The 18,808-nt window shown below is 44.2% G+C and carries 17 protein-coding genes; 1 reads left to right on the top strand and 16 read right to left on the bottom strand.

All coding sequences use genetic code 11. From position 1 onward, the window contains the following. The 16 genes from KSX81_RS01805 to mnmE all read right to left on the bottom strand — a co-directional run bounded on the left by KSX81_RS01805 (window position 1) and on the right by mnmE (window position 16,747). The gene (locus KSX81_RS01805) at window positions 1-759 is read right to left on the bottom strand and encodes a DUF5045 domain-containing protein (protein ID WP_057097711.1); all 759 of its coding nucleotides are present in this window, start codon (window positions 757-759) and stop codon (window positions 1-3) included. Between the two features lie 22 nt (window positions 760-781). Then, complete coding sequence (locus tag KSX81_RS01800; protein ID WP_007850407.1) at window positions 782-1,513, bottom strand: hypothetical protein; 732 nt, start codon at window positions 1,511-1,513, stop codon at window positions 782-784. Then, the gene (locus KSX81_RS01795) at window positions 1,510-4,035 is read right to left on the bottom strand and encodes a hypothetical protein (RefSeq protein ID WP_007850404.1); all 2,526 of its coding nucleotides are present in this window, start codon (window positions 4,033-4,035) and stop codon (window positions 1,510-1,512) included. The genes KSX81_RS01800 and KSX81_RS01795 overlap by 4 nt, the downstream gene beginning before the upstream one ends. Continuing rightward, on the bottom strand, window positions 4,032-6,749 hold the full coding sequence (locus KSX81_RS01790) for a helicase HerA domain-containing protein (RefSeq protein WP_057097649.1): 2,718 nt from the start codon (window positions 6,747-6,749) through the stop codon (window positions 4,032-4,034). Before KSX81_RS01790 ends, KSX81_RS01795 begins: the two co-directional genes overlap by 4 nt. 98 nt (window positions 6,750-6,847) lie before the next feature. After that, window positions 6,848-7,144: a DUF4133 domain-containing protein gene (locus KSX81_RS01785; protein ID WP_007850397.1), complete on the bottom strand. Its 297-nt coding sequence runs from the start codon at window positions 7,142-7,144 to the stop codon at window positions 6,848-6,850. A 12-nt stretch (window positions 7,145-7,156) separates the two neighbouring features. Continuing rightward, entirely contained in the window at window positions 7,157-7,519 is a 363-nt protein-coding gene (locus KSX81_RS01780; protein WP_057097650.1) for a DUF4134 domain-containing protein, read from the bottom strand. A 51-nt stretch (window positions 7,520-7,570) separates the two neighbouring features. Continuing rightward, window positions 7,571-7,903, bottom strand: a complete 333-nt coding sequence (locus tag KSX81_RS01775) for a DUF4134 domain-containing protein (RefSeq protein ID WP_050553478.1) — start codon at window positions 7,901-7,903, stop codon at window positions 7,571-7,573. Continuing rightward, window positions 7,900-8,349, bottom strand: a complete 450-nt coding sequence (locus KSX81_RS01770; protein ID WP_007850388.1) for a hypothetical protein — start codon at window positions 8,347-8,349, stop codon at window positions 7,900-7,902. The genes KSX81_RS01775 and KSX81_RS01770 overlap by 4 nt, the downstream gene beginning before the upstream one ends. A 255-nt stretch (window positions 8,350-8,604) precedes the next feature. Then, window positions 8,605-9,492, bottom strand: coding sequence for a toprim domain-containing protein (locus KSX81_RS01765; protein ID WP_057097651.1), 888 nt, complete (start codon window positions 9,490-9,492; stop codon window positions 8,605-8,607). Between the two features lie 46 nt (window positions 9,493-9,538). Next, on the bottom strand, window positions 9,539-10,606 hold the full coding sequence (locus tag KSX81_RS01760) for an AAA family ATPase (RefSeq protein WP_032943295.1): 1,068 nt from the start codon (window positions 10,604-10,606) through the stop codon (window positions 9,539-9,541). Beyond that, the gene (locus tag KSX81_RS01755) at window positions 10,606-11,052 is read right to left on the bottom strand and encodes a helix-turn-helix domain-containing protein (protein ID WP_007850377.1); all 447 of its coding nucleotides are present in this window, start codon (window positions 11,050-11,052) and stop codon (window positions 10,606-10,608) included. Before KSX81_RS01755 ends, KSX81_RS01760 begins: the two co-directional genes overlap by 1 nt. Next, a complete protein-coding gene (locus tag KSX81_RS01750) occupies window positions 11,049-11,444 on the bottom strand; it encodes a helix-turn-helix domain-containing protein (RefSeq protein ID WP_050553477.1) in 396 nt (131 codons plus the stop codon). Before KSX81_RS01750 ends, KSX81_RS01755 begins: the two co-directional genes overlap by 4 nt. Before the next feature lie 158 nt (window positions 11,445-11,602). Further along, window positions 11,603-12,385, bottom strand: a complete 783-nt coding sequence (locus KSX81_RS01745) for a hypothetical protein (protein WP_007850373.1) — start codon at window positions 12,383-12,385, stop codon at window positions 11,603-11,605. A gap of 57 nt (window positions 12,386-12,442) precedes the next feature. Then, window positions 12,443-13,951 (bottom strand): hypothetical protein, encoded by a 1,509-nt coding sequence (locus KSX81_RS01740; protein WP_007850372.1) that lies wholly within the window; start codon window positions 13,949-13,951, stop codon window positions 12,443-12,445. A gap of 11 nt (window positions 13,952-13,962) precedes the next feature. Further along, on the bottom strand, window positions 13,963-15,123 hold the full coding sequence (locus tag KSX81_RS01735) for a site-specific integrase (protein WP_007850371.1): 1,161 nt from the start codon (window positions 15,121-15,123) through the stop codon (window positions 13,963-13,965). Between the two features lie 226 nt (window positions 15,124-15,349). Next, entirely contained in the window at window positions 15,350-16,747 is a 1,398-nt protein-coding gene (gene mnmE, locus KSX81_RS01730; protein ID WP_004320322.1) for a tRNA uridine-5-carboxymethylaminomethyl(34) synthesis GTPase MnmE, read from the bottom strand. A gap of 134 nt (window positions 16,748-16,881) precedes the next feature. Here mnmE and KSX81_RS01725 point away from each other — a divergent pair, with 134 nt between their 5' ends. After that, on the top strand, window positions 16,882-18,789 hold the full coding sequence (locus KSX81_RS01725; protein WP_004320320.1) for an ATP-binding protein: 1,908 nt from the start codon (window positions 16,882-16,884) through the stop codon (window positions 18,787-18,789). Window positions 18,790-18,808: the final 19 nt, after the last annotated feature.

Raw genomic sequence — 18,808 nt, 5'->3', positions numbered from 1 at the left:
TTATCTGTTTACACTCTCATTACCGTTTCCGTCATCGCTTCCGCCATCGCCTTGCGACCCTCGTACTGCCGACCGGGATTCATTCCAGCGGCTCATGGCATTGCTGATGATGCTTCTCTTGTCTATCGAGCGGTTGTTGCTTGCCGAAAGGAGATTTTTCGTGGCATTGCGGTTGCTCAACTGGACGAGGTATTTGACCAGCACATCATTCTGCTTGGAGACATCGGCATAGATTTGCAGATATTGTCGCTTTCGCTCTGCATTGGGCATATAGGCATCCTTTGTCGCTTTGATGGCGCATTGATATACCTGGTAGTAGTCGCTCCAACGTTCTTTCTCTTTTGGTAAGCCGCCTGTCAGCAATATGCGGTCTATGTTCTTCTGAAACTGCCGCATCTGGGATTCTACCTTGTCCTTTTCCGCAAGCCAGGCAAGATCCACCTGTCGGTCTGCCACATTCAAGGCTTCAATCTTGGCCCGGCTGGTCAGTGCGGAGTCAATGGCTTCTGCCTCGTCCACCTGTTGATAGGACGCCACACCTGCCGTCGTGCGGAATGCGAGCTTGTTCTTTACTGCTGCCGTTTTCTTGTATTTGTTGTGCAGCAACGTGTAATAAAGTTCAGGTTTGAGAGCACCGACTCCGGTTTCTCCCACTGTAATCTGATTCATCTTGGGAGAATCGTGGTTGTAAGTGACATATTGGGCTTTCGCTCCGATTGTCACAGCCATCATCATTACTGTTGTCAATATCCATTTCATATATTTCTCTGTTTTTTCGTTGTCAATAATCCAGTTTTCCTGATTGCCTCCACCTGCCGAAAGCATCGTCTATAAGTTCCCGTTTGCTTTTGGTGCGATAGACTTTCTCTTTCCAATAGCCGATACGGACTTGTATGTACCGCCACGTCTCGAAGTAGGCCCTGTTCAGATGTCTTTCGATAGTGTCTAAAGAATGGTTGATGCTGTTCAGCACCATCAGCAAGTCCGAAGTGGAACAGACTGCCGCTCCTGTGGCGTACAATACCAAATCGCTCACGGACTTGTAGAGGTATTCGCCTTCCTGGGCTATCATCCGTATGGCTCTGGCATTGATGGAGAGTATCAGCGTATCTGCCAACTCAATGTGCTTCCGTTTGATGACTTTTTCGTTGAAATCTTCAAGCATCGCCTTGTAGTCAGAGATTCTGTCACTGACTCCCTGATAGGTGGAATGGACATTCAACGCCGTGCGTAGCGACTGGTACATCACGTCAATCACATCGAAGGCTCTGGTGTATTTATCCAAATCCACGTTCAACTCCTTGTAACCGACAGTCTCCTTACAGCTGTATTCGTGCAGGAGTTTGTTGCTGTGTTCCAATGTGGAGCGGGCCAGCAACAGGCTGCGCTGTTGCTTATGGTCGTTGATGTAGGCTTCTACCGTTCCTACATCAAAACTCCACTGAGCCTTTGCGGACAAAGGGACAAGCAGCATGAGTATCAATCCTAATATGTATGTCTTGCCTGTGTTCATCGCTTGCCCTCCTTGATCTTTTTGTTTCTTACGATCTCCATCCACCGGTCGTGGCATTCTTCCACAAGAGACAGCCTGCGCCCCTGTTCGTCATTGATTGGTGGCAGCACATCCTTCAGCACGTCGATGATACTGCGCTTGTAGTGCATCATCTTTTCCAACGATACCAAGTCCGCATAAATCTTCGTAAGCCGGGAATCCACTTCACGGGCAATCTCAAGACGGTCGCTCGACCAAAGTAGATGGTACATGTCGTTGGTTTTCGTGTCATCCTGTGGGGCTGTCCGTGCATATTCCGTAGTTATCTTGCATTTCGGATATTCTTTCGCAATCTCGGCTATACGGTCGTTGACTAACTTCGCCTTCTCCTTTTCGTTCATGCCGGGATCGAGTGTCATTATTTCCACCACGTGGGTATCGGAATATTCCGTGGTCAAGTCCCACGAGATTTGCAGGATGGCTCTGTGTATCTTGATACCTAGAAAATATTTCGGTTTGCGTGCGATTTTCAGTGTTGCCCTTAACGTGATGATACCGTTGATATTGGATATCGTCCCTTTTCTGATAAAAGTGTAGCCGTTCCAAGAGCCGTTATCCTGCCAAGTGATGTTGTAAGCCGTCTTGCAGTCCTGCATGATTGCCGGGATGCGGTAGTAGTCATCGGTCGCCACATCATTGTCGTTTTTTGATTCTTCTTTCGCCTGTGCGATTTCAGCCTGTTTTTGCTGCCAGGTGGCAAGCTCCGGCTTCAGCCTCTCTATTTCCGCCTTGTTCTCATTGTATTTCTGACGGAGTGAGACAGCATCCTCCACACTGGCATTTGCTATCTGTTTGATAAGGGATTCATTTTCTTTCTCCAATGCCGATATTTGAGATTGGAGCGAATAGACTTTGTTGTCCGCTTCTCGTTGTAGAGCGTCCAGTTCCGACAAGTCAAGTTCTTCGCTCTCGGCTGTGGTCTTCATCGCACACTCTTTAGAATGGGCGTTAAGCGACTTTCCGCATTTACGGCACTTGTACTGGGTCGTTCCCTGCCCAAGTGTCGCTCCATCCGAACAGGTCACACTGATTGTTACCGTCTCACAGCCTTTCAGCTTCTCTTCGTTGGTTGCCTGATAATAGTTCCGGCTGTCGGACGCGATATAATAGACATACCCGTCTTCGTTCTCGTTGAACTCTGACAAAAGTGCATTTAGTTGTGCCTTGAAAGTGTTCAAGTCCATGGAGTAGGAGTCAAACAGATCCTCGTAAACGACTTCCTCGTTGTCCCAACTTTTCGTGACGTGGATTTCGTAGGCGTATGCTTTCTTGGTCTGCTTCTTTCCTTTTTTGATGACGTAACTGTGCTGATAATAATTGATGGCGTAATTGAATCCGTCATTGGCATTGTTGAGCTGTTGCACCCTGTTTCTTGACCATCCTGCATAACGCTCCGAATTGGAAAGGGCCTGTTCCCGTTGCGAGGCATTGGGATAGAAATTCGGATCGCTTGTCTTGAAGCGGGTCCATTCGCCACCTTCAAGAATGCTCTTGTCATCGGTCGGAGGCACATAGTCACAAAGCGGCACGCTGCCACGGTCACGTCTGGCGATATACCACCGCTGGGTATAATAGCTGCCCGAAGTCTCATCTAAATAATCGGTAATCCACGAAGTGAGGTTGTAATCACTGAACTTGAACAATCCTGCCACATTGTCCGGACCGCCCACGATACCAAGTATGGTCTGTCCTGCATTGTTTTCCAACTGCTCGAAGAGACCGCTGTAATGCTCGTAGATGTCAATGGCCTTGCTGACCTTGCCGTTCATCAGCTCATGGAAAGAGTTTTGCTGCAAAAGGGCGTTACCGATGTTGGTGATACCCGAAGTGGCAAGACCGGCTCCTATTTGGTAGAGTTTGTCCAAATCGGCTTTTAGGTTCTCTTTCGTGAAATTGCCCGGAACTTTGGATAGGTCGTCAAAGAGGCGTTTCCAATCCACATTGCCGATTTTCGAGAGTTTCAAAATAGCGGCTATCTCTTCGTTGAACTCCAAAAAGGCGATGTCAGAAAATGACAAGGTGCTGTTGGTGACAATGCTCTCGAACTGCATACAGAGGGCTTTGGTATCATCACACACCTTCATCAGATAGCTGCCCCAATGAAGGGCTGTCTGAGGGGAACGGAGCATCAGCTTGGCGACAATCCATGTCTTGGGGATAATCTTGTGTGCCACTAAATGATAGATTCTCCGATAGTAATAATTTTCCGTGGTGCTGCTCCAGATGCCCAAATCTGTGAGTGCTCTGCGCTCCAGGAATTTGCTTGCGAATATACCGGCTGTTGCCACTTCCGAAGCCTTATAGTGTTTCAGGATGGCTTGTACCTGCTCGTCATAATATGCCTCGGCAACAGTTCCTGTACCGTAGGCTGCAACCATTGCGGCCACGGTTTTCGCATCGAAGTTCACGCTGTAATACTGGGCGTGGGCCTGTTGGACGAAAATCGTGGCTATTGTCATTATTATGAGAGCGAACCGTTTCATTGTTGTTTTGTCTTTGGCTGATGAAGATTCAATACTTTCCCGGCAGCGTTCACTTTTTGGGCGAACGGCAGGGATTTGCCTATCCCGGAAGCATCCCAATCGGCACAATACCGCTCGATAGCTTCCTTGTGGCTGCATTGTAGCTCTGTCTTGTAGAGTTTCAACGCTTCTTTCTCCGCTCGTTCCGTGGTGTAGGTCATATAGCATTCATGCGGCTCTTCCACACCATAGACTCCGCTGGTTGTGCCACGGCGGATAAAGACCTCACGGAAGAATGAACGTCCTTCTTTATTTTCTAATCGGTTGATGGTGAATATTTTCTTGCAGTCCACATCGGTCAGTCCGAGTATCGCCTTGATGGTGTCGAAGCGTTCACGGAATTTGCTTTGGTCAAGCAGCATCACCACATCGGAGTTGTTGATGATGGCTTCCTTTACGATTTCAGAGCCGATGATATCCTGGATTTCCTGTGTCACCACACCCACGCTTGCCCAGAACTTTCGGGCGGTCTTGTACATAAACTTGATGTATTCCGCCATAAGTGGGGAAGCGATGGCTTTCCATGCCTCTTCAATGACCAAGACCTTGCGGTTCTTCTTGATGCGCATCTTCTGCAAGAACACGTCCATGATGATGAGCGTCACCAAGGGGAACAGGAGCGGGTCATCTTTTATGGAATCGATTTCGAAGACGATGAAGGTCTCGTCAAACAGCGAACTGTCCATATTCTCGTTCAGGGTCTTTTCGTGATTGCCGCCCCGGTAGAAGTCTTTCATCATATAGCGGTAGGTAGAGAAGTCTATCCCCAAAATGCTGTTCTCGTTGCAGATGTCGGGGATGCGTTGTACGGAGAACTCATAGAATGTGTTGAATGACAATGATTCCACTTTCAGTTCCTTTCTTCTTCGCTCTATCTCGTCGATAACCTTTTCTATCCGTGCGTTCAGTTCCGCTTCGTTTTCGGAACGGTTGCCGCCTTTGTTGCGCTCGTCAATCAGGAGACTTTTGCGCAAATCCTCCCTTTGGGGCGGTGTAAAGCCGTTAAACTTGTTGAAGTAGGTGTCATAATACTCTGTGATGACCTGTTCTATCAGTCTGTCTTCTGTCTTGGTGACAGTCCCTTGGCTTCCTTTCCAAATCAGCAGGACAAGGTTTTTCAGAAAACCGGTCTTCTCCACGTTCAGTTCCTGTCGGTTGATGCGGAACGGATTCATGGTAATGGGGCGTTCCTCCGTGTAGGAGATGTATTTGCCTCCCACGTATTCACACAATCCCTCGTATGAGTTACCGGTATCTACCATGACCACATCAGTCCCTTGCTCGTGAAGCTGGCGCACCACGCTGTTCATGTGGAAACTCTTGCCGCTTCCCGAAGGCCCCAAACAGAAAAAATTGCTGTTGTCGGTCAGTTTTTCCGCGCCCTCTTTTCCTGTGATGTCGATAGCCACAGGTACACCCTGCCTGTCCGTATAATAGATTTTCAAAGGTGTCTTCTCGCTATGCAGGATGCGCTCCTTGTACATCAGACAGGTGGCCGCATCTCCTAAAGTGAGGAAACGGTCATACTCCGGATTCATGCCGTAACAGTTGCCGGGAAAGGAATTGACGAACAGCTCCAACTGGTTATAGGCTCTCTTGGATATGTGGATACCCATCCTCGAAAAACTGTTCTCCAGATGGTTCGTGCATTTGTGGATGTCGGTCTTTGCGGATATGGCTACCACAAGGTTGTAGTGGGTATATACCAATTGCTTGCTCTCTCGTGCCACCACTTCCTGCACACGCTTGATGTCCTCGACTGCCATCTGGTTGCCGGGATTGGGCATACTCGCATGGCGGTTTTTCTTTTTGTCAAGCAAGGCCAACTCTCTCTTTTGGTTGGGAATGAATATCATCTGGTTATACACCACGGCTTCGGCGTTGGGTATGGATGATACCGCAGATACCAAATCCATTGGCATACTGCTGTTGTTGACTTCCACATTCATGTAAGGACGGATGACGGAAGGCAGGCTTACGCTATCCACATCCACAAGGCTATATACCTTGCAACGCCTGTCGCCCATGGAGATACATTCGTCATCCACTTTGAAATTGGTCATGGAGACTACCTTGTCTCTGAAATTCATGGCGAAGTAGCGGTCTGCATAGTCGCTGACTTCCTGTTTGCCCAGAAACTTTATCTGAACACCTGCATCACGCAACTGGTCATGCACCTTGCGTATCTTCACGAGGAAATCACGCCATTTCTTGCTGTCGTATGAAAACAGGCTGCTCTTCTTGGATTCCTGAGTGATGGTCAGATAACATTCGCTGTCGGTGTATGGTCTGCCGTTGAAGTAACGGAAATAGGATGAAGAGAGAAATTCACGTTCCTCACCGTTCATTCCCTCAAAGCTCTTTTTTACAAAAATGTCCTGCTTGTGTAGGGCGTATCCTTCTCCCAATGTCTGTGCTATGGCGGTAAAGAGTTGGGTGAACTCGTAATAGGCATCGATGTTGGCACAATACTTCTGCACCGGATTCTCCACTTTCAGCACAGCGGAATATTCGCCTGTCTTGGTATATATCACACCGATACCGTCTGCATTTTCCACGGAGAAATAGATGTCCTGGAATATCCGCTTCCGTTTGCCTCCCGTGCCAAAGGCATAGACCGAAATGGCCATGCCTGCGCAAATGGCAATAAAAATCAGGAAGATGTATGTAATCATTCGGTTATTTACAATTAAGGGCAGGCTGACCTAATCAAAGGACAAGCCTACCCACGTTCAACATTCAATATATCTATTCATGGTCAAATGGTTTTCTGTTACATTTTCTTGGAATAGGCATAGATGAACACTCCTCGTTCCTGTCGTTTGCTGTGCAGCCCCTTGCGCTGCTTGAACAGAATCAGTCCGGCACCGCTTGTTACGGTAACTGCCAGTACAATCAGTGCGAGAACGAATCCTGCCAGACAGTAGGCTATGATAAAGCCGACTATGGCAATGCCTATCGTAGCTGCCGCCCAATAGATGTATCGTCCCTGAATACCCATAAATTCAAGGGGACGTTGAAGCCCCTTGAACAATGGATAATCGGGATAGTGTTCCTCTCTGCCGTCCATACCGCCTGTGCTTTAAGAGAGACCGAAGAACAGAGGAAGTGCCTGGGCTGCCGCGATGAGGAAGATACAGGCTCCGACCACCATCATGATCTTCTTCTTGACATCCTGCTCCTCGTTGTTCATCGCGATGTAAACCGAGATTGCACCCACTACGGCAACCACACCGGCAATGGCGTAGCACAGTTTTACCACAATGGGAACATACTTGGCGATTTCCTCGCTCACTTGGGTCAATGCCGCTGTACCGGCCGAATAGTCTCCTGCGGTGGTCTGTGCCATCATTGCGGTTACACCACACACCATCATCAGGCAGGTCATCTGCGCTTTCTTGGAGGTCGCAATCTTCTTTGCGAATCGTTTTGCTTTTTCAAACATGCTTGTTTCGTTTTAATTGGACTTTAATTATTGTTTTACACTCGTGATTCTCTAAATTCGGTAGCCGAAGAATGCCGGAAATACGATGGATGCCCCGATAATGAAGAGGCAGGCTCCTACCAGCGTGAGGATATGCTTGGTGATTCCGTCTTCGCCCGTGTTCATCTTGATGTATATCTGGAATGCGGCTATGACCGCAAAACCTCCTGCAACCGCATAAATGATATACTGGACGTACATCATCATCGTTACGACAAAGTCGTGCATCGAAGCCAATGCGTCTGCGCCCCAAGAGTAATTCACGCTGCCGCTCTTTGCGAAGACCGCACAAGGCAGCAGCATGAAGATTGGAGTTATTGCTTTTTTGATGTTCCATCCTGTCATAGTTCGTCTATTGCCGGTTTTATGGTTACACCTCCGTTGGATGGGGAGTTGCCAAGACCTTTTCCCATCATCAATTTGTATAGCTCTGCGGAATTGTAAGGGTTGGAGAAAGTGGCATGTGTCTCTTCCATTTTTTCCTCAATCCTGTGGTTGATTGCTTCAACCACATCCTGCTTGTGCTTTTCGCTCTCCGGTTCTTTATCGTCCGACACAGACTGCGTTTCATCAACGTAGTGTGTCTCATACTCGTTGTCCCCGACATTGAACCCCTTGTCGTTCTCCACCACGCTGACACTTTCTTCCGCATCAAATTCGCTCACGTCGAACTCTTCTTCCTCGGATTTCTTCTTTTCACCGTTTCCGTGAAGGTCTTTGGTTATCATTACCGCATAATATACGATGTATGCTACGGTCAGCACAAGGACGAAAATGAAGTATGCTTTCATATTTTTATAGTCTGAAATTAGAATATGATTAAAATATGACTGTAAAGGAAATACAATATTTTCATACTCTGAAAAATATCTGAGAAATCAGGCAGAATCTTAAACATTTTTGGGTAAAAATCTAAAATCATACTCAAATATCATACTTTGAATGAATTTTCAGACGTTTGACGAGTGCATATAAACACGAAAAGCCCTCCTTGTTAGGGAGAGCCTTCTATGGGTTGTGATATGCTATCAGAGGGAAGACAAAGACTAACGCCTTTTTCCCCTCAGATAGTCATTCAGGTCTTTGTAGTTGTAGTAGTTTTTGGAGTGGTCGATTACCTTTATCCCGTAAAGTCCGGCAATGGTCTCGACGGTCTTTTGCCCGGCGAGGTCGTTATCCAGATAACAATGGATGAAAATATATTGCTCCAGTTCCAGAAGACACTTTTTCAAGTTGCTTATGGAGTTCATTACAAGAAAATCGGTCGGGATGTCAACACATACGTGGTAATCTCCCTTTTTATGCAACATTAGATAAGAGAGGAAATCCACAAACCCTTCAAAAACGCAGACGTGTCTTTGGATGACATCCCTGTTGTACCTGATGACGGATATGTCCTTGCCTTTGATACATCCTTTATAATAAGGATTGCGGACTTCGTAACCGCCCTTGATGTTCTCAAAGGCTATGGCAAAATAGTGCCGTTTGCGCAGTTCATAGTGTATCTCCTTACAATAGGTTCTGCCGACTTCTTCATTTATGCCTCTTGAACGCAGATAAGACAGCAGGGCGTAGTGGTTCAAATCCACCACTTCCACATTCTCCATCTCATCTTCGACAGGGCAGGGTCGGACGGTTCGGCTCTGCAACTGTTGTCCAGGCACACCAATGGCATTCTCGCTGATACGCAGCAGTACCGTACTTACATTGCTTGTTTTATAGAGGTATTTCCCAAGTTCTATGATGTCCCCACCGGCAGAAAGTCCAAAATCGTACCATTCGTTGAGATTGTCATTGACTTTGAAAGACGGGGTGCGTTCCTCCCTTAGCGGCGAGAGATACCAATACTGATACCCCCTGATATTGACTGGATGGTGGCCGGTTATCCGTAGATATTCCACAAGCCGTATCTGTTTTGCTTCGTTGATATTCATTTTAGTATGGTTTACTTATATATACCCACAAACTAAACCATACCGGTTAGAGGTGGAATGAAGGGTTATAGGAATAGGTACGGCCGTTTTTTGTAATGGCATGATGTTCCAATAGAAATTTACACAAGTTTACCAGTGTGTTTCTTCCTCGTGAATACCCAATGCTCTCGTATCCTTTTTTTAGAGCATCAAGCAGAGACTGATAGCCATATTCCGCACTTTCTGCGAAGGTTGATTCCAGGGCGGTTCGGTGTTGCTGCTCGGTCATATCCGTATAGGAAGTCAGTCTGTCCATTTTGTTCTTTTTGAATTGGTGTTCTTTTACCAAGTGCGGGAGAGAGTCTTCTCCGATTTCAAAAGCAAAAGGTGTAAATTCCCGGTCTCTTATGTGCATGGCCCTTACCTCACTGATTTTCCCATTTTCATTGTTTTTTGATATTTGCAGGATAGTCTCGGCCTTATTGTTCAGTTCTGTTCCGATATGCCCTCTGGTATTGTCATCCCCTTTGTTTAGATGTAACACGGTGTGGATGTGCAGCTCGTAATAACTTGACCATCTCATCAGTTCGTTGATTATGTCAAGAGATTCACTGGGACTGTTTATGTCATGGATCAAATCACGGATGCCGTCAATGATTACGAGTCCGATGTTTTGTTCTTCGTGGAGTGCCCATCGTATAATGTCTCTTCTTTGGTCGGGAGTGTATTCTCGCAGAACCAAAAACTGGATATTGTCGTTTTCTTGGTCGGTAGGGAGTCCTGCCAGTTTAAGGATTCGATGAAGTACTTTGTGGCAATGACACTTGCTTTGTTCTGTGTCGATGTATAGGATTCTATTCTTGCAAGATGGCAGTTCTGCTTTGTACTTTAGAATTTCCTTTCCGGAGAGAGCCGATGCGACAATGGCACTGACATTGAATGTCTTTTTGCTTTTGGGTTTACCGGTGGAAGCACTGAAATTTCCTATCGTGGCAATGGTAACGCCGTCTATTTGTACGATTTCCTGTGGAAACTCATACTTTTCGGTAACACTCAGCCTGATATATTTCAGTAAAGATTTGTATTTTGCTTCGTCAATCCGGTAATTGTTGGGTTGCATCATATCTGCTTGCATTATTTTCGGCCTCCTTTTGTTGTTTTGTTCTTATTCTTCTGATTCAAGGCATAAGCAATGATATTTGCTTGCCTTTCAATCTCGCTATTGGAGAAGGAAGGGTTGCGTTTTATCCATTGATTCAGGTCGTCTCTGAGAATGAAGATATTTTTCCCATTAGGTTTATATACGGTAAGCTCTTTTAGCATGGTCAGCTTATAAACGTACCCTTTGGACACTTGTAGATACGCTGCCACTTCGTCTATATTGAGAAAATCTTTTGCCGTATAAGCGATTTTCTCCACATTCCCAAGATGGGTTAGCAGTTCGTCCAAAGATCCGAATCGTTTCAGGAAATTTTCAACTCTCAATATTTCTTGCTGGAAGTTTTCCAAGGAATTGTCTTCAAGGAGCGATTTCAGTCCCTCCATGCGAGAGAGTAATAAATCTATTTCTTTTCTGTTCATATTTTTTCTCCTGTTATAGTGGCTGGTTGTCCGACTGTTTGTACTTGATTTCTCATTGCCCATTCGCAAAGTTCTTTTCGATTGAAATACACTAATTTGCCGTTGGGTTTGTAATGCGGTATTTGTTTGAGTGAAGTGAGCTTGTAGATATAGCTTTCGGACAAACCGAGATAAGCGGAGGCTTCAGCGGTAGTCAGCACCTCTTTGACAGCCCAAATACGTTCTTTCAACTGTATGATGTAATTTTCGATGGTTTGGATTTTATCCACTTCGTTAATCTTTTGTTCCAACGTCTGGAGCCGTTCAAAGGGTTTCTCCGATGCCATCATGGAAATCATGTTCTCCATCTTGGAGAGCATATTGTTTTCATTTGCCGTTCTTCGATGTTTCATTGATTGATGTTGTTGAATTTGACAATAGGAGGTATGCCCTCCGTGGGTAATCGATTACGGAGGGCAAAGGTAGATAAGTGTATTTGCTTGATTATTTTGAGATTATTGAGTATCAACACAACTCTCAATACGGTTCTCAACAAACCGTCATTCCTTTGTTACACTTCTCTGCTTTTGATTAGAACGATGTACTTGTCTATGGTTGCCAAAAACTGCTTGTCAGCGACATTGGGGGTCGTGTCTTTTATGCGATTGAGGGTGGACGACATATCGTGCTGGGTCAGGTGTTTCTTTCCTGAAGAACTGATGATAAGCCGTTTCCTGGCAATTACGGACTGCCAATTATAGCTTATAACATCATGTGAAGCCAGTTTGTCCAACAGCAATACCAACCTGGTATTGTTCTTAGAGGTTACGGTCGGCAAGGTGTCTTTCGAATAACGGCCGGCAACATCGTCAGCATTCAGGACCTCCTTAAACAAACAGACCTCATTGGCGAGTTGCACAATGAGGTCAAGGGTGTGTTTGTCAAGCAATGGCTCTATAGAAAAATTGGAATCACTCAATACCGAAATACCCGAACTGATTTGGTTGGGTTCAATAGGTGTAATGGCATTCTGCAGGTCAGCGGTATAAAAATCCTCAAGAAGCATCGAGACACCGATGCCATCAAATGTTTCTTGGTCAAAATACCTGCGGACAAGCTTTTCGTGGTTTTTCAAAAGATCAACTACCGTGTGATAGTTCTTTTGATGTTCATTTTTGCTCCATGCGTCTGTTGCATCATGAAACCGCTTTGAATGGATAAAGTCAAGCACATATCGCCTGTAACTTTTTTGTCGTGTTACGACTTCTTCCTTGTAAGATACTTGGGCTTGTCCAACCAACCGGAATAGCCCTTCTTTACCGGTCTGCGCTGGTGTTCCTTGAAAACCGCGCATCGCTCTTTTCAAAAAGAGAGAGGTGCAAAGATAATTTCTTTGTCATAAAATAATGTATTAAGTACTAACGCTAACCTCCATGGAGGAAGCTGTATCTTTTTCCTTGCTGCTAAGATAGTTGTCTGCAATGGTTTTTAAGCGGATGTCGTATGTTTCCAATAATCCTTTTTTTACGATAAAGCGGAAATTGCTATCCATACTCTCTCTGTTAGGTGCTTTACCGTTTTGCAAACGGAAACAATTCACGCACTTCACCCATACATCATAGGGATTGTGTGGTTTAAAGGCCAAATGAGCGAAGTACATAAGTCGAGATTGGGTCTTTATCCATACTATCGGTTGTTCAAATACTGTTTCATCAAAAATCCCTTTGAATGCGGCAAATGTCGTATCGGCAGCAATATATCCGCCATCAAGCAGTGCAGAGAACATTGAAAGTATCTCATTTTCGCTATTTGGAGTATGGAATACAACTTTACTCGTATGGATAAGCCGTTCATCTGTGGCTTCTTCATCGGGTGTATTTTCGATGTGATTGAATTTGTCGCAAATAGCTTTTAATTTGGCATCATACCGATCCAACCATCCTGCTCGCTTAATCCAACTGTAGCCCGATACGAAACATCCTTTGTGAGGGGTATGTCCTTTTATGCTGAAACAACATTCTCCCTTTACCCACAAGTCCTTCTTGTTGAATTTGTAAAAAGCCTGATATACGAAAAAAGATAACTGCCGTTGCGTTTTCATCCATTCTACAGGCTTACAGAATTTTGCCTTGTCTAAGATGCCGGCAAATGTTTCAATTTCAGTGTCTGGAGCAATGTATTTATATTTTATTAAGTCCCGGTACAGCTCTTTTATATCTTCTTCATCTTGCGGTGTATAGAAAGTTTCCGTCTTGTGTACAGGCTCAAATTCATTAAAGTCAACTTCCGGGTAAAGAACTTTTGCAGTGTCGTAAAGTTCGGTATTGTACCTTGGAACACGACAAGTGTTGAATCGCCTTCCGTTTTCCCTTTTCCATTGTTTTTCAAAATAGACGTATGTGTTGGGAAACCTGCATATAGTAGATACGGCATAGGCGATTACTTTCAGTTGTATCGGCTTTGTTTGCGGTTCCGGCTGATAGTGTTCATCCAAGAGACCAGCACGTATGGCTCTTTGTAATAATGTAGCCACCTGTTCATTGGCCAAAGGCTCTATCAAATCTTTATATTCGCCTTTCAACTCTTCTTCTTGTCTTTCGCAAAGCGACAGCAAAGATTGCATATTTTCCGCATAACAGTCCACTATCTTGACGTATGCAGAATCGATTTCCTGTCTGTGGCTTTGTACATAGTTTACCACCGGGGTAGTAAATTCGTTGTTTGCGATAAGGTCGGCCAAAAGAGGAGAGGGGGCTTGTTCCATATATTGACAAATCTCTTCCGCCCATTTCCCGATATTCATCCACGAAGAGTCAAGTGCTTCAAATTCTATTTCATCATCCAGATCCAGCTGGCTTTTCATTTCGCCTACGATTCGGGTAATCTTCGTTATCTTTATAACGGTTTCTTGTCTTGTCATAAGCACAGGATTTAATCAATGTCAGGAATCAACGATACAGCATTCTGCTTGTTTTTGTCAAGCACCTTCGCGTAAATTTGTGTTGTGGCCAGTTCTTTGTGTCCTAAAAGTTTTGATACGGTGTAGATGTCTGCACCCAAGTCAAGCATAAGCACGGCGAAGGTATGCCGCCCACAGTGGAAGGTTAAATTCTTATTGATATTGGCAGCCATACTCCAACGCTGTAATTCCAATGAAGTCCAAGCTCCGTATGTAAATCCGGTAAAGACAGGATCTTCCGGGTTACCTCTTTCGCCAAGGTATTTTTCTGCCTGTGAGGAGATGTCAAGATACTCTTGTCCGCCTGTCTTTTTCTGCTTAAATACGATTCGCGTATAGTCTCCAAATTTTTGAACTTCGCTCCATGTGAGTTTCTGAATATCGCTTTTACGAAGTCCGGTCAGGCATGAAAAGAGGAAAGCTCTTTTTAGAATAGGATAGCGGCAAGGAGTAGCAGCCAACTGTTTTACCTCTTCCAAAGTCAGATAGTCACGCTTTACTTCTGCGGCTTTGAATCCCTCGATTCCACGCAAAGGATTTACAGGAATGATTCTTTCATCGTAAGCCTGATTGATGCAGGCACGGAGCTTGTTGAAATAAGAGACCTTTGAATTTTGGGATAATCCTTGGAACACGTCTCTTTCCCTACGTGGACCGGTTCGCTTGTGAGTGTCTTTCTCCACGTTGTTCAAAAAATCCTTGAAGCCGTTTATAAACTCCGGAGTAATATCTTTGAATGTGGTTTTCTCATCACAATAGATTTCGAGATAACGCAAGCAGCTTCTCCAGTTACCCCAGTTTCCCTCAGATTCTGGATTCTTGTGTCTTTCTTCAACCATCTTCCGATAGTATTCCAAAAAAGGAGTATCTTCTTTAAATTGGCGAGTGAAAGAATACTCTCCGTTCTGCATTTCAATGAGGCGTTTGGATTTTATAGCCTGAGCGGTTGCCAATGTCTGTCTGTTCTGCTCACGCTCCAGTGGAGTAGTGGCATCGATTAGATAAAGTTTCAAATACTCTTTCTGGCGTTTCCCATTCCTGTAGATGTCGAGATACAAGCTCACGTTACCGTTTGCCAACTTCTTTTCCCGTAGCTTTACAGGTTCTTTTTGGATTGTTGTTTTTTTAGTCATAGCCTGTTCCTATTTAATGAGAAATGTGATTTATTGTCTCCGAGGGACAGAATTTTGTCCCTCGTGTCCCTTACGGGGGACAATCTGGGGACAAAAATACAAAAAAAATATGAAAACAGGCAGAAAAAACGGAGAGAAAGAGAAAATATAAATTCTCTGAAAGTTATTGATTTTACGCACTTTACAGATTTATATTTTCTCTTTTTATGCTTTTATTTTCTCTGGGTTATTTCCCGATGCAAAAATGTTGAAAGATATTTTGAAGTACCATATCATTCGTAACCTCACCCGCTATGTCCGAAATGAAGAAGATACACTCTCGTATGTCTTGCGAAAGAAAATCCCCGGAAATCTGCGAATCAAGTCCGTTTTGTACTCTATGAATAGCTTCCAAAGCTTTGTTTAAAGCTTCGTAATGTCTTACGTTTGTCACAATAATATCATTCTGTGTCACTGTAGGCAAGTGTGCGGCATCAATAAGCATTTTTTGTAGCTCACTTGTATTCTTCCGTTGTTTGGCCGAGATGAAAATAGATTCCGTAGATTCTTTGGGGAAGTCTTTTAATAAAGATAATAAATTCTCTTTCTGTTTATCTTCAATCAAATCAGCCTTATTGAATACAACAATCAAATGTTTTCCTTCGCAACGTGGAATTATTTTCTCCGATAACTGTTCTATTTGAGAAGCGGCATTCACAGCATCTACCATCCAAAGAACAATCTCCGCCTGATCCAACTTCTGAAAAGTACGTTCAATACCCAAACTTTCAATCGTGTCATTGGTTTCCCGGATTCCGGCGGTATCAATGAACCGGAAAGTGATTCCTCCGATATTGACAGTATCTTCGATTACATCACGTGTTGTCCCGTGAATATCACTGACAATGGCTTTATCTTCATTCAATAATACATTTAGTAAAGTCGATTTTCCGGCATTTGTTTCACCGATGATAGCTACGGGAACACCATTCTTAATGGCATTGCCGACACTAAATGAATGAGCCAACCGCGAAATGACCTGTTCAATTTCATCTGCCAGTTTCCTTAATGCTGAACGATCGGCAAATTCCACATCCTCTTCGCTGAAATCCAACTCCAATTCAATCATGGAAGTGAAATTCAACAACTTGTTGCGTAGATCTGTCAGCTCTTTACTGAATCCACCCCGCATCTGGCTCATTGCCAATCGGTGAGTGGCAGCAGATGAAGAAGCAATCAAGTCCGCCACAGCTTCTGCCTGACTTAAATCCATCTTTCCATTGAGGAAAGCACGTTGCGTATATTCTCCCGGCTTGGCCATGCGGCAACCGTTCTTAATAAGCAGCTGCATCACCTGTTGAAGAATATAAGTAGAACCATGACACGTGATTTCCGTGCTGTCTTCTCCCGTATATGAATGAGGAGCACGGAAAAGGCTGACGAGTACTTCATCAATCATCTCGTCTCCGTCATAAATACGCCCGAATGTCAAAGTATATGGTTTCTGTTCGCTTAATAATTTGCCAGCTTTGGCTGGCTTGAAGATGCTGCCGGTAATAGAAATAGCTTCCGGACCGGAAACGCGGATGCTTCCGATAGCACCGCCTTGAGCGGTAGCGATGGCGCAGATAGTATCTTGAATCATTCTTTTTTCTTTTTGGATGAGCAAAGATAATTGTTTCTAAGTAAAAAACAGAAAATTGAGCACAACTTGTGCTTTATTTGTTTATATTTGCTGCCATGCAGTGGTACACCAAACAAAATAAAACAATAATGCTTATGGAACCAGCGATTAATTTATATTCTTCCAATGAAAAGAGTGAACTCATACGGGAGAACTCACAAGAAATACTTTCTGTCCTTGCAGCTCATCAAATAGCTTTGTGGGAATATGATATCATTACGGGCAAATGCTCCTTTTCAAACGATTATTTTTTTACACTGGGATTAAAGGATGCCGGGATCATTTTTGAAGATATGGATGATTTCTATCGGTTTATTCATCCGGAAGATATTGAATTCTATAAACAAGCCTTTGCAGAAATGCTTTCATCAGACTCTAAGACCTCACAAATTAGAGTTCGTTGTATAAGTGAACAAGGGAAAGTAATTTGGCTGGAAGATCATTTTCTGTCTTACAAAGAGAGTTGCGAAAGTCATCCGGGTAAACTGCTGGCATATACGGTGAACGTCACTTCACAATGCGAAAAGGAGCAACATATCAAATATCTGGAAGAGTATAATCGCAAAATAATTGAAGCATTGCCGGAATTCATTTTTATTTTTGATGATAATTTCTTTATTACCGATGTCCTGATGGCACCGGGAACGATATTGCTTCACCCTGTGGAAGTGCTACGCGGAGCAGATGGACGATCTATTTATTCACCGGAGGTTAGCGACTTGTTTATTTGTAACATTAGGGAATGTTTGCGTGATGGTAAGTTGAAGGAAATAGAATATCCGCTTGAAGTGGATGGAAGTCTGCATTATTTTCAGGCACGTATCGCCCCCTTTGAAGGAAACAGGGTACTTGCGTTGATACATGACATCGGAGACCGGATTCAGCGTTCGCAGGAATTGATCGAAGCTAAACGTCGTGCGGAAGATGCTGATAAAATGAAGTCGGTCTTTTTAGCTAATATGAGCCATGAAATTCGTACTCCGTTGAATGCTATTGTTGGTTTTTCGGAGATTATCGCAGTGACAGAAAGTGAAGAAGAGAAAATGGAGTATCTGGAAATTATTCAGAAAAACAGTAACTTGTTATTACAGTTAATCAATGATATTTTAGCCCTTTCCCGTATTGAATCCGGCAAATCGGAAATGCATTTCCAGCAGGTTGAGATTGCAGGACTAGTGGAAGAAGTGGAAAAAGTGCACCAGCTGAAGATGAAGTCGAATGTAGAATTGAAAGTGATTCGTCCCGAAGGAGAATACTGGACTTCTACTGATCGTAACCGTGTGATGCAGGTATTGTTCAATTTCTTGTCGAACGCGATTAAAAATACGGAAAAGGGAAGTATAACTTTAGGCTTGAAATATGAAGGATCCTGGCTGAAACTGTATGTCAGCGATACGGGTTGCGGTATATCCAAAGAGAAACTCCCTCAAATTTTCACCCGGTTTGAGAAACTGAATGATTTTGTGCAAGGCACCGGATTAGGGCTTTCAATTTGTAAAAGCATTGTAGAACGACTGGGCGGCCGTATCGAAGTAACTTCAGAATTAGGGCAGGGGAGTGTGTTTGCACTCTATTTACCCTATCAGGAAATACCGAAGGAGGTTGTCGAAAGAAGACTTCCGCATAAGAAGAATGTCGATGAGGATAAACGTAAAAAGATATTGGTGGTAGAAGACATTGAGTCGAACTTTGCCCAACTTAATATTCTTCTGAATAAGGAATATATTATTTCATGGGTACGCAACGGACAGGAAGCCATCAATAGTTTCATCCGCGAAAAGCCGGATTTGATTCTGATGGATATTCGTATGCCGATCATGGACGGTATTCAAGCCACTGAAAAGATCCGTACTATTTCTCTGACTGTGCCTATTATTGCAGTGACCGCGTATGCTTTCTATACTGAACAGCAACAGGCTATTCAGGCAGGATGCAACGCTGTTATCTCAAAGCCCTATTCTTTGGAAAGGTTGAAAGAGACAATAGAATCTTATATCGGATAATTAATTTTCTAAAAGAGAA

It is taken from the genome of Bacteroides sp. MSK.18.37, assembly GCF_019129155.2.
Classification (GTDB): Bacteria; Bacteroidota; Bacteroidia; order Bacteroidales; family Bacteroidaceae; genus Bacteroides; species Bacteroides ovatus.
This window is presented reverse-complemented; position numbering and strand designations above follow the sequence as displayed.

Bases quoted from the DNA above. Each gene is read 5' to 3' on its own strand.
- KSX81_RS01785 (WP_007850397.1), bottom strand. From the start codon at position 7,144: ATGGACGGCAGAGAGGAACACTATCCCGATTATCCATTGTTCAAGGGG.
- KSX81_RS01800 (WP_007850407.1), bottom strand. From the start codon at position 1,513: ATGAACACAGGCAAGACATACATATTAGGATTGATACTCATGCTGCTT.
- KSX81_RS01725 (WP_004320320.1), top strand. From the start codon at position 16,882: ATGGAACCAGCGATTAATTTATATTCTTCCAATGAAAAGAGTGAACTC.
- KSX81_RS01750 (WP_050553477.1), bottom strand. From the start codon at position 11,444: ATGAAACATCGAAGAACGGCAAATGAAAACAATATGCTCTCCAAGATG.
- KSX81_RS01745 (WP_007850373.1), bottom strand. From the start codon at position 12,385: ATGCGCGGTTTTCAAGGAACACCAGCGCAGACCGGTAAAGAAGGGCTA.
- KSX81_RS01765 (WP_057097651.1), bottom strand. From the start codon at position 9,492: ATGAATATCAACGAAGCAAAACAGATACGGCTTGTGGAATATCTACGG.
- KSX81_RS01795 (WP_007850404.1), bottom strand. From the start codon at position 4,035: ATGAAACGGTTCGCTCTCATAATAATGACAATAGCCACGATTTTCGTC.
- mnmE (WP_004320322.1), bottom strand. From the start codon at position 16,747: ATGATTCAAGATACTATCTGCGCCATCGCTACCGCTCAAGGCGGTGCT.
- KSX81_RS01775 (WP_050553478.1), bottom strand. From the start codon at position 7,903: ATGACAGGATGGAACATCAAAAAAGCAATAACTCCAATCTTCATGCTG.
- KSX81_RS01755 (WP_007850377.1), bottom strand. From the start codon at position 11,052: ATGAACAGAAAAGAAATAGATTTATTACTCTCTCGCATGGAGGGACTG.
- KSX81_RS01740 (WP_007850372.1), bottom strand. From the start codon at position 13,951: ATGACAAGACAAGAAACCGTTATAAAGATAACGAAGATTACCCGAATC.
- KSX81_RS01805 (WP_057097711.1), bottom strand. From the start codon at position 759: ATGAAATGGATATTGACAACAGTAATGATGATGGCTGTGACAATCGGA.
- KSX81_RS01770 (WP_007850388.1), bottom strand. From the start codon at position 8,349: ATGAAAGCATACTTCATTTTCGTCCTTGTGCTGACCGTAGCATACATC.
- KSX81_RS01780 (WP_057097650.1), bottom strand. From the start codon at position 7,519: ATGTTTGAAAAAGCAAAACGATTCGCAAAGAAGATTGCGACCTCCAAG.
- KSX81_RS01790 (WP_057097649.1), bottom strand. From the start codon at position 6,749: ATGATTACATACATCTTCCTGATTTTTATTGCCATTTGCGCAGGCATG.
- KSX81_RS01735 (WP_007850371.1), bottom strand. From the start codon at position 15,123: ATGACTAAAAAAACAACAATCCAAAAAGAACCTGTAAAGCTACGGGAA.
- KSX81_RS01760 (WP_032943295.1), bottom strand. From the start codon at position 10,606: ATGCAAGCAGATATGATGCAACCCAACAATTACCGGATTGACGAAGCA.